Below are 12792 nucleotides of genomic sequence, written 5' to 3'. Positions count from 1 at the left end.
AACCGAACATTTATTTTTATAGAATAGAAAGTTCTTTGTGAAAGTATTGTAGTGTAGAAAATCTAAATCTTTTAGGTAGCCCCTTATCATCCACATTGTTTCTCACTATTTTTATATAGTCGGTAATAAATCTGTTGGCCCCTCTGGCTATCTTACCAATATTTTCTACAGTTTCTTTAAACTCATCAGCATCAATTACAGCATTTAGCTTTGACAGATACTCTATATTCTTAACAATAACTATTTTTGTATAATCAAGTCCTGATTGACTTTTTATAGAACGTTTTGATTTTGTAAATTTATATCCTTGTTTATGTCTCATTTCCGATCTATAAGGGATGCATATGTAATAATCGTTTAATTCTAACATCAAACAATTATATGCCCTTTTTGACTTTTCTAATATTTCAGGATAGTTATCACTAGGATAATCTAAATAGAACTTTTCTGTTAAAGTTACTATCTTATATTCAATATTCATGGCTTCTCCAAAAAAATAGTGGTGGACTATACGCCCACCACTTCATCGCTCGGTCAGTTTTTATTTTACCGATGTGTCAGAACCGTCACACATCATCATCGCTCGGTCAGTTTTTATTTTACCGATGTGTCAGAACCGTCACACATCATCATCAGAAAGGAATAGTTATCTCTTTCTTTCATATCCATTTTAGCAAATATATGTATTGCCGTCAAATATATTAAAGTTTTATACAATAAATTACGCCATTATTGTCAATAACTCAAAAGGCCCTGCCCCATAGATATTTCTATAGGACAGGGCCTTTATAATTGGAAACATTACTGAACCGGCTACGCCTTTAATAGGTATCATTTTAATGGTTAGACCTTTAATGGTTATGCCTTTAATGGCTATACCTATTTAGTCGTTGTTGCGGTAGTTGTTTCCTTTGCTTGATTCTGCGCCATCAACTGATTCATCATTGCTTCTAATTTTTCAACCTGCTGTTGAAGTTGATTGTTCTTTTCCGTCAACGATTTAATTTCAGCCTGATTGGACGCGCGGAGTTTATCAAGCTCTGCTTTATTTGCTTTGCGAAGTGCATCGAGTTCCGCTTCGTTTGCTTTCTTCATCGCATCGAGCTTAGCCTGACTGGTGGCGTTGATAACATCAATCTTGGCTTGGCCGGATTCTTGAAGCTGAGCCCACTGTGCTTTATTTGCTGCTTCTAAGGACATCAAATGATTCTTGTTAGCTTCATCCAATGCTTTCAACGTATCTTCGTTAGCCTTGCGAAGCTCTTTATTTTCCTCGGTCAAGCGATCGATACGTTCGGACATCGTCTTACGTTCCGGCTTCGTCGGATTATCTCGACCTGAACCTACGGAGAAGCCAATACCGGCAGATAAGCTCCATTTACCGCGGCTGTCATAGGTACTTGCAATCTTGTAGGTAATGTCACGATCGTCATTCGTACCGGATACACCAATAGCTACCGCCGATTCACCACCGTAAGAACCAACGCCGGCACCAATCATCAGATTATCATCATACATATTGGTTACCTGCGGAATACCGGCGGCAGCCATAGCCGCTGCTGTTCCGGCGTTAGCCTGTTTGGATACTTCCGTAAAGCGACGGTTGATTTCCGGACGCGTCATGTAGTTATCATCTAAGTACTGCTTAACCGTAACACCGGATACTGCCAATTTATCAGTAGACGTATTGGTAGCAATAGTACCTTGACCTTCCAATTCATTTTTCGTATTGAAGTTCTTGATAATATCGCCAATCTGCTTATCTACATACATCTTATTAGCAATATCACCATCCTCTGTAGGAACATCTTTTACGACTACATCCACTGTGCCTACCGCCTTCGGTGTTGTATCAGAAGTGGAGGCTCCTGTTGTATTACCGCCTGTAGTCGTACCTGCATTTACATTTTCGCCGGTAGATGTGCCGGAGCCGGTACTACCTGTTGTGCTCGTGTTACCGGTAGCAGATGTACCATCAGATTTAGAATCTGCTTTTGTTACCGTTAAGTACTTATTGAATTCGATAGCATCTTCATTGTTAATGCGTACTAAGGTTTTATTTCCATTAGCATCTTTGATGTAGAAGCCATCATTTTGTGTAGCCAATCGTACGGTTGACTGAACTACATCACCTTTTACTTCAGTAAGCATCAAATGCCCATCTTTATTTTCTAATCGTAACGTAGGCTGATTAGCACTGATGAGATTAACGCCTGTAAACTCCGGTTCCGACTTCATTCCGATGCGAATGACATTACCTTGTACCTGCGTCATAATGTTATTCGCATTAAACGCATAATCATTAATCGTCTTATCCTTCGGTAATGTGTCCGGGGTAAATGTTTTTCCATCGTTGATATCAGCGCCTTTTATACTAATTTCACTGCCTAAGGTACGATGCAACGGATTCTTTGTACCATCGGAATTATTATTCGCTTTGAAATCAAGACCAGCCTGGGCCACAGCTTGCAAATCACCAACGGTAGCTACCGTGTTAAGCTGTGAACCTTTTACATTGAGGAGACCTTCTTTTTCTACACCGAATTCATCAGAACCCCCGTTCATAGCCGTCTTAGCATCCTTTGCACTAATCGCTACGGATGGAACCATAACAGGCATGTTCGTATCATCACGAACAATTTGCCCCTTGTCATCAAGCTTCGGCGAAGTTCCGTTAAGACCGATCGTGCTCTTGATATTGCCGATTTCGGTCGGAGTATTGGTATCGCCGGACATGTTTACTGCGGACAGCTTGATATCGGATACATTTGTTTCCGATACACCTGCCTTTTTAGCCAACTGTTCGGCAGTCAGTCCATTGCCCTTAGCTTCTTCCTTAACTTTATTATCTTCATCGAAATCAGAAATGTTAAACCACATTCCGGTCAACGGATCCTGACGAAGCTTGCTTTCCAAGATATACTTATTCAACGGCGCCGCACTGTAGAATCTGTTACCGGCTTTGACTAAACGATTGCCTTTCGCATCGGTGTACACCACGTTACCGGATAACCCTTCACGCTGTGACTGTACCTGTTTGTTCAAGGAGTAATCATTCAAATTATCTCCGTTGGAAAGGTTGCCGCCAACATCCGAACCGGCAATATGGCTCGGACCTACTTCGCCTTTGAGAATACCAAGATCTTCCAACGCACCACGGGTAATCGCCGTATCGCGACGAGTCGGATCATCCTTGATACCGGAGAGAACTACATTCGTATCTCCGCCTTGGGGATGTGTAGAAGTAAAGTTAACTTCGTTACCATTCGTAGTACGGATGGTTACCTGTTTATCCGTCTGACCGAGGATTACCGAATCAAATTCCGGCTTCTTCTTGATGTTAATAGAAATTGTTTTTGTCTTCGGATCAACCTTAGTGGAAATATTTTTATCCGAGAACTCGCTGTCCTTGTACTCGGCGCCACCTTGGATAGCAATCGTGCCACCTAAGGTAGTATGGGCGGTATCAACTTTACCTTCTGTTTTACTATTGCCCGTGAAATCAAGACCGGCCTGTGCGGCCGCTTGTAAATCACCCACAGTAGCCACCTTGTTAAGGTCAGCACCTTTGGCATTGAGGAGTCCACCGGCTACTTTCCCGTCAGTACCTGTTACCCCATTCATAGCTGTCTTGGCATCTTCAGGCGTAATTGCGTTGGCAATACCTTTCGCCGGAGTTTTGCCATCGGCTTCCGTTCCAATACCGTTATAACCGTAATTGCTCTTTACATTACCGATAGTAGTCGGTGCTTTCGGTTCGCCCGTCTTAGGATCAACGGTAGAAATCTGAACATCATCAGCATCTACCGCCTTAGGCATGGTTGTAACCTTGGCAGCATCCTGTACTTTCTTCAGTTCATCGCCTTCAAGCACCTTACCGTCGGCATTAACAATCTGGCCACCCACAATCTTGGCACCAGCCTTTTCTAATGCTTCGGTATTGTAATAGCTATCGCCGGCTTTTTCCATTCCCGCTAAATCGGATGTCTTATAGTAAGTACCACCATCATTTACAAGACGGTTACCATCCTTATCAGTGTACACCATCGGACCGGCTTCACCGTCACGGATAGCTTGAATCTGCGAACCCATGTCTTTACCGTCAAGTCCGTCTTGACCGGCCGGGGTATTTGCCGGAGATTTAGCATCCGAACCGGCGTTTGCATTCGCTGCACCCACCTTGTCTATAAGGTCTTTCAACTGGGAGTAGTTGACAGCATCATTGCCGTTTACACCATCAGCTACACCGGAAATACGAACATCGCCGTTATTGCCTGCTGTTCCATTCTTACCATCTTTACCGGCAAGATTGATTGTCATGCCTTCGGTAGCATCCTTACCATTTACCGGCACGGCAGTAATATCTACTTTCCCGTTGCTACCGTCTTTGCCATTTTCAACCGTAATACCTTCGAAAGCCGGTTTGCGAAGCATCGCAATCTGAATGGTGTTGTCATCAGCTATTGTAGTCACCAGATTATCCGAATCATAGTCAGCACTGTATTGTCCATCTAACTTACCCTTGATAGATAATGTGGAGCCTAAGGCACGATGAATCGTCTGTTCCTTGTTATCTTTATCATTATTGGTACTGAAATCAAGACCGGCTTGCGCGGCTGCCTGTAAATCACCAACAGTAGCTACCTTGTTCAGATCGGCACCTTTGGCAGTTAATAAACCTTCCTTAATGACTTTTCCGTCTTCACCTTTTACACCATTCATAGCTAACTTAGCCTCTTCAGACGTAATTGCTTTATCAGTACCTTTCGCCGGAACTTTTTCGCCTTTGTCATTGAGTTCCGTACCGATACCGTTATAACCGTAATTGCTCTTTACGCTACTAATCGTCTGCGGTGCTTTCGGCTCGCCTGTTGCCGGATCTACGGTAGAAATTTCAATCGTAGACGGATCAACCGGTTTCACTTGATAGTTAGACAAGATACCAGGATTGGTAATTTCATTACCGTCTTTATCGATTACCTTACCTTCAACGGAAATCGTTACCCCATCCTTGGCCATAGCGTCCTTGCTGTAGAATGTAGTACCTATTTTTTCAGCTTTATCCGGAGCAATCGACCCCTTTTCATAGAAGTTCTTACCATCACGATCAAGCGTTTTACCTTCATGGGTATATACCATGGTGCCATTATCTACGCCTTCACGATTGTGTAACTCTTCTACAGCTTTATCCAAAGCGCCTTTCGTTACTGCCGAGTTCAGAGATTTGCCATCTTTAATGTTGTCGATGATTACGCGCGTATCTGCATCTGGTGTTGTATCTCCGTTGGATACCTTCAAACTAGTATTGCCTGCTCCATCTTTACCAGGAGCGAAGACAACCTTGTTAGAATTGTTGTTCAAAGTAATACCGGTAAATTCCGGCGATTTCTTCATACCGATACGAACTTTATCACCGTCAATAGTTGTTACCATGTTATCGAAACTATAATCGGTATCGCTATACGTAACACCATCTTTACCTTCGATAGCCAATGTAGAACCTAAGGTTTTATGAATAGTACCTGCTGTAGTTGTAACTTTATCATTTGTTGTGAAATCAAGACCGGCCTGAGCTACCGCCTGTAAATCACCAACAGTTACTACCTTGTTAAGATTAGCACCTGTTGCAGTTAATAGACCTTCACTAATAATCTTGCCATCTTTATCAACGGAACCCATTGCTTTTTGTGCATCGTCTTTAGTAATGAATGCGTCGGTTCCTTTCGCCTGGGTTCCATCAGCTTCCGTACCGATACCGTTATAGCCGTAATTGCTCTTCACATTACCGATAGTGGTCGGTGCTTTCGGTTCGCCCGTCGTAGGATCGACGGCGCTAATCTGTACATTGGAAGTTATAGGAGCAAGCTTAGCCTTAGACAGCGTATCTTCAGAAATAGCAGAACCATCCTTAGCTACAACTGTCGTACCATCATCACTCAACTTAGCCCCTTCCGGTAAGCTCGTTGCATCATAATGTGTACCATCGTTTGTTATCAAATCACTTGCTTTTACATCAGATGCTTTATAAAGAGTGTCCCCGGATTTTACCAAGTGATTGCCTTCACCATCGGTATACACCATCGGACCGTTTTCACCATTCTGCAATTCCTTAACCTGGTTATCCAAGTTTTGTAACTGTGAGTAGTTAACGGCATCGTTAGCATCAGTACCGGCGGCTACGTTAGTAATCTTAACTTGATTATCTTTTCCATCAGTACCATTAGTTAAGTTCAAGGTAGTTCTATTATTAGTATCCTTACCCGGTGTTAATTTTACAGTATTACCATCATTAACTAAATCTACTCCCTTAAACTCAGGGGTATCCTTCATCGTAATGGTTATGGTATCCGTAACAGCATCAACCTTAGTAGAAATATTTTTATCCGAGAAATCACTTGCATTATACTCAACGCCACCTTTGATAGCTATCGTACCACCTAAGGTAGTATGAGCAGTATCAAGGGTCTTAACATCCTGATCTTTTTCATCATGCGTAGTTGTATAACTATTGCCCGTAAAATCAAGGCCGGCTTGTGCAGCTGCTTGTAAATCACCGACAGTCACTACTTTGTTAAGGTCAGCACCTTTCGCATTGAGCAAGCCAGATTTTCCATCTTCGCCGTTCATAGCTGTTTTTGCATGAGCAGCATCAATTGCTTTAGTAGCGCCCTCAGCATTTTTACCAATACCATCGTAACCATAGTTGCTCTTCACATTACCGATAGTGGTCGGTGCTTTCGGTTCGCCTGTCTTATGATCGACTGCGCTAATCTGTACGTTGGAAGTTACAGGAGTAAGCTTAGCCTTAGACAACTCATCTTCGGAAATAGCAGAACCATCCTTAGATACAACTGTCGTACCATCATCGCTCAACTTAGCCCCTTCCGGTAAGCTCGTTGCATCATAATGTGTGCCATCATTTGTTACCAAGTCACTTGCTTTTACATCAGATGCTTTATAAAGAGTGTCCCCGGATTTTACCAAGCGATTGCCTTCACCATCGGTATACACCATCGGACCGTTTTCACCGTTCTGCAACTCCTTAACCTGATTATCCAAGTTTTGTAACTGCGAGTAGTTAACGGCATCGTTAGCATCAGTACCGGCGGCTATATTAGTAATCTTGACTTGATTATCTTTTCCATCAGTACCATTGGTTAAGTTCAAGGTAGTTCTATTATTAGTATCTTTACCCGGTGTTAGTATAACAGTGTTAGCATTGGAATCTGTACCATCCTTCAAGGTTACGCCGGTAAATTCCGGAGCTTTCTTCATACCGATGCGAACTTTATCACCATCAATAGTTGTTACCATGTTATCGAAGCCATACTCAGTATCTTTATACGTAGCACCAGATTTACCTTCGATAGCCAATGCAGAACCTAAGGCTTTATGAATAGTACCTGCTGTATCTGTAACTTTATCATTCGTTGTGAAATCAAGACCGGCTTGTGCAACTGCCTGTAAATCACCAACAGTAGCTACCTTATTAAGGTCAGCACCTTTCGCATTGAGCAAGCCAGATTTTCCATCTTCGCCGTTCATAGCTGTTTTTGCATGAGCAGCATCAATTGCTTTAGTAGTGCCCTCAGCATTTTCACCAATACCATCATAACCGTAATTGCTCTTCACATTACCGATATTGGTCTGTGCTTTCGGTTCGCCTGTCTTAGGATCAACCGTAGAAATCTGTACATCCTTAGCATCTACAGCCTTAGGCATGGTTGTAACCTTAGCAGCATCCTGTACTTTCTTCAGTTCATCGCCTTCAAGCACCTTACCGTCGGCGTTAACAATCTGGCCATCCACAATCTTGGCACCGGCCTTTTCTAACGCTTCGATATTGTAATAGCTATCACCGGCTTTTTCCATTCCGACTAGATCAGATTTCTTGTAGTAAGTGTTGCCATCTTTCACAACACGGTTACCTTCTCCATCGGTATACACCATCGGTCCGGCTTCACCATCACGGATAGCCTGGATTTGCGAACCCATATCTTTGCCGTCAAGTCCATCATTGCCGGATGGATTTGTAGATGGAGATTTACCATCTGTACCGGCATTGGTATTTTCAGCACCTACTTTATCAATGAGGTCTTTCAACTGGGAATAGTTTACTGCGTCCGTGTCATTAGAACCGGCGGCTACATTGGTAACCTTAATTACACTATTATCGCCATCAGTACCATTGGTCAATGTTAAGGTATTAGCTTCTTCCCCCGGTTTCAATTCAACCGTATTTGTTCCATTGCTTACCTTAACACCGTTAAAGGTTGGTGTCTTCTTCATACCGATACGAAGAGTACCATTATCATTTTTAGTCGCTAAGTTTTTAGATTCAAAACTACCGTCATCAAAATTAGCATTTTCTTCACCTTTAATTAATAAGGTAGAACCTAATGCCTTATGAATAGCATCACCGGTATTTCCTTTGAAATCAATACCGGCCTGTGCCAATGCCTGCAAATCACCAATAGTAGCTACGGTGTTAAGTGCTGAACCTTTTTCACCTAACAAGTTAGTTACATTAGTTTTAGCTGTCGAAGAATCAATAGATTTATTATCTGCACCATTAAGTCCTACCGTGCTCTTCACATTACCGATAGTTGTCGGCGCTTTCGGTTCACCTGTCTTAGGATCAACTGCACTTATCTGTACACTATTCCTATCGACCGACTTCGGTTCTACCTTAGCTGCATTCACTTTATCCAAGATAGCCGGGTCAGTAATTTCATTACCATCTGTACCTACTACCTTACCGTTTTCAATCTTAGCACCGGCTTCCGTCAACTTATCTGTGTTGTAATACGTACCGTCCGCTGCTTTTTCAGCACCGGCTAAGCTATCCTTCGTGTAGAAGTTATCCCCGTCTTTTACAACACGGTTGCCTTCACCATCGGTATAGACCATAGGTCCGGCTTCGCCTTCACGAATTGCGGCAATCTGAGTACCCAGGTCTTTACCATCAAGACCGTCTTTACCGGCAGCACCCGGAGTTTTATCCGTTTTGCTGGATACGGCATTTTCAGCACCCACTTTTTCTTTTAAGTTATTCAACTGCGATACATTAACAGCATCGTTAGCATCAGTACCGGCTGCTACATTGGTAATCTTAACACTGGTGTTTACATTTCCAGTATTGTCCGAATCTTTCCCATTGTTCAACGTTAATGTGGTTGTACCATCTTCAGTATCCTTACCCGGTGTTAATGTAACGGTGTTAGTATCCGGTTCCGTACTATCTTTCAAAGTTACACCTTTAAATTCAGGTTTGTCCTTCATCGTAATAGTAATTGTATCTGTGTCGGCGTCAACCTTAGTGGAAATATTTTTACCGCTAAAGGCAGTTGAATCGTATTCACTTTCGCCTTTAACAGCAATCGTACCACCTAAGGTAGTATGGGCTGTATCAAGTGTCTTAACATCCTGGTCTTTTTCATCATCATGCGTAGTTGTATAACTATTGCCCGTGAAATCAAGACCGGCCTGTGCCAATGCCTGTAAATCACCAACAGTAGCTATGGTATTAATTACTGAACCTTTTTTATCTAACAAGTTAGTTACATTAGTTTTAGCTGTCGAAGAATCAATAGATTTATTGTCTGCACCATTAAGTCCTACCGTGCTCTTCACATTACCGATAGTAGTCGGTGCTTTCGGTTCGCCGGTCTTAGGATCGACTGCACTAATCTGCACATCTTTACTTTCTACTGATGTGGGAGTTACCTTAGCAGTATTTACTTTTTCCAAGATAGCCGGGTCAGTAATTTCATTACCGTCTGTGCCTACGACTTTACCGTTTTCAATCTTAGCTCCGGCTTCGGCTAACTTACCTATGTTGTAATACGTACCGTCAGCTGCTTTTTCAGTACCGGCTAAACTATCCTTCGTGTAGAAGTTATCCCCGTCTTTTACAACACGGTTACCTTCTCCATCGGTGTAAACCATCGGTCCCGCTTCGCCTTCACGAATTGCAGCAATCTGGGTACCGAGGTCTTTACCATCAAGGCCGTCTTTACCGGCAGCGCCCGGAGTCTTGTCCGTTTTACTGGACATGGCATTTTCATAGCCCACTTTATTTTTTAAGTTATTCAACTGCGATACATTAACGGCATCACTACCATTTTCACCATCAGCTAAACCGGTTAGCTTTGTACCTTCCGTAAGAGTAATCGTCTGACCTTTATCTCCCCCGAAAGTCATTGTCGTTGTTTGACCATCTTTGCCCTTAGGGCCTGTAATACTTGTAATATCAGTCAGGGTAGAACTCAAGCCATAGGTAACTACACCATCTGTATCGGTGGTCGCAGTAAGGTTGTTATTTGCAGTTTTGAAATTCAAACCTGTAGCTAGCGAAGTTTTCCGCGGTAACGTTGTTCCTTCCTTTGTATCTCCCGATGCTTGATAGGATAACTGCGTATTCGATTCCAATGTTTTCTGATTAATAGATAATGTATATGTATCAGCTGCAGTGCCTTCGCCCGGAGTATTTGTTACCGTTAAAATTCCGTTTTCGGCAGGATTTACTGCTACTTTTGTCTTTGCCTTGGTTACTGCATCATACACCTGACCGGACGTAGCCACCTGCGTATTACCGGAAGCAATACTTGTTGCCTTGTTCAAAGTAATAGTTACATTATCACCATTGGCAGCGGTAGTAATATCTGGGCCGGTAGAACCCTGTGCTGCCTCGGCTCCGACAATATTGAAAGATACATCATTGGCCAATGTTTTTTCTGTAGTAGAAGAATTGCTATTACCCTTCAAACTAATTTTACGGTTACTAAATTGACCGTACGTTACAGCATCACTATCAGCACTACCATTAGCCAAACCGGTAATCTTGGCACCACCAACATTTACCTCATTGGATGTTGGGCTTAATGTGATCGTAGTACCTGTCGTTGTATTTCCGGATGTAGCAGTATTACTAATAGAACTAATGCCTGTAAGGGCTTTATTCAAAGTGTACTTCACAACGCCGTTTGCTTCTACGGAAGCTGTCAGGTTATCGGTGCTTGTAAAATTTAAACCGTCAGACAACATAACTGTAGGCGTAGTTGTGCTGCTAGCTCCATTGGCCTTATAAGTAAGTGGAATCTGCTCAGCTGCTTTTGTTCCATTAAAGGTTACGTTGTAGTTGGAGTGGCCATCAGCTACTGTCGTCTTAGTTACCGTAACAGGACTATCTGCATGTTCGGTCAATGTCGTAGTTGCGGCATTCTTTGCATTAGTAATCGCTGTATTAACCGTATCCCCGGTAACAAGCTTAGTATCACCTTCTGCAACCTTACCGGTTTTATCTACAGCAATACGTACACCGGTTGCCGTAGTCGTCGTTGTAATATCTGTATCATCACCCTCAATAGCGAAGGAAATATCTCCGGTTATTAAGGATTTTGCATTCGATGTACCAGCCGGAGTTGTATTACCGGTTACCCCAATCGTATGGGCCATCTGATCATTTAGCGTACCGATACTGGAAGTATTGGTTGTAACCTTACCATTCAAGTCATTAATTGTATTTTCAACCGTTGTAATAGCGGTCTTGACGGCACCGGAGGTTACTGCCTTATCAGCATCGTCACCTGTATCCGTTACTGTCGTCGCCTTATTCAAAGTAAAAGTAACATCCGTTCCCGAAGCCGTAGTAGTAATGTCCTTACCGTTATCGGCACCCTTTAAGCTGAAGTTCATACCGTTTTCGGTACCTACTTTAACAGCATCCGTTGCTGCATTGGAAGTCGTTGTTTCAGTTTCTCCTTCACCACTAGCAGTCGTTGTACCATTAGTAGTAAATTTAATTGTCTGCGCTGCCAACGATTTCAGCTGTGATACGTTTACCGCATCGGTATCAAGAGCACCGGCAGCCACGTTGATAATACGGCGTGTACTAGGATTGTAAGTAATACCGTCAGCTGTCTTTATTTCAGTACTTGTACCGACGGATACAACACCGGCATTCGGAGTTGCGGTAATACCATCTTTGGCTTCATTAGTATAGTAAACGCCTTTTGTTGTTGTCGTAGCGTCAGCTTCGGTAACGATAGACTTATCACCCAAGGCTACGCTGGCACCGTTCGGATTATCTGTTTCAGCCATGTTACGCGCCTCGTAACCAATAGCTACGCCACCCTTTTGTCCCTTAATTGCAGTAGCACCGGTACTGTCAGTTGTCTTTTCACCGACACGCGCATTATAGCCGATGGCAATACTACCTTCGGTAAGAGCTTGGGAGTTATCGTAGTTGATTTCTGCAAGTTTAGCAGTAAGTGCATCACTCGTCATCCCCGTAATGTAATTGCCATCTTGCGTTAATACACTAATATCAGTATCACGGGCTTCTACTAAATCCTGTAATGCATACTCAGGCAAAGCAAATTTTGCATGTAAGCCATCGGCATCTAAATTTACCTACAACAAGTGATCGGTAGTATTTTCTGTCAACGTGCCGTAGAAGTTATTTAACTTCGAATCAGCATTGAGTTGGTCTAAGGAAATACCATATTTATTAACTAAATCATTACGCAACTGTGTTAATTCTTTACGATAGCTAGTATTTGCTTTGTCTGTTAAGGTAGATCCACCATATTCTGCTTTGATCAAATACCCTTTGTATTCGCTTAATGTTCTGATAAAGCGATCATAGGTAACTTGCGCCCCGTATTTAGTCGCATAGTCAGTCGTTGGAGTAGAATTAATCTGCTGGAAGTTAGTAGCCACGAAGTGAACACCGTTATTTAAATCGATTGGATTCATTTCGCGCTGTACGGAATCCCATAACTGCATGAG

The 12792-nt window shown here is 42.7% G+C and carries 3 protein-coding genes; all 3 read right to left on the bottom strand.

Features of this window, described 5'->3' with window-relative positions; translation table 11 throughout:
• Window positions 1-16: 16 nt before the first annotated feature.
• Window positions 17-481: a type III toxin-antitoxin system TenpIN family toxin gene (tenpIN, locus tag G344_RS0108525; protein WP_028255829.1), complete on the bottom strand. Its 465-nt coding sequence runs from the start codon at window positions 479-481 to the stop codon at window positions 17-19.
• Between the two features lie 398 nt (window positions 482-879).
• The gene (locus G344_RS0108520) at window positions 880-12375 is read right to left on the bottom strand and encodes a YadA-like family protein (protein WP_028255828.1); all 11496 of its coding nucleotides are present in this window, start codon (window positions 12373-12375) and stop codon (window positions 880-882) included.
• A 39-nt stretch (window positions 12376-12414) separates the two neighbouring features.
• Window positions 12415-12789 (bottom strand): hypothetical protein, encoded by a 375-nt coding sequence (locus G344_RS0108515; protein WP_028255827.1) that lies wholly within the window; start codon window positions 12787-12789, stop codon window positions 12415-12417.
• Window positions 12790-12792 lie beyond the last annotated feature (3 nt).

The organism is Veillonella magna DSM 19857, assembly GCF_000428745.1.
Lineage (GTDB): Bacteria > Bacillota > Negativicutes > Veillonellales > Veillonellaceae > Veillonella_A > Veillonella_A magna.
The sequence above is the reverse complement of the archived record's forward strand: the minus strand, read 5'-3'. Positions and strand labels throughout refer to the sequence as shown.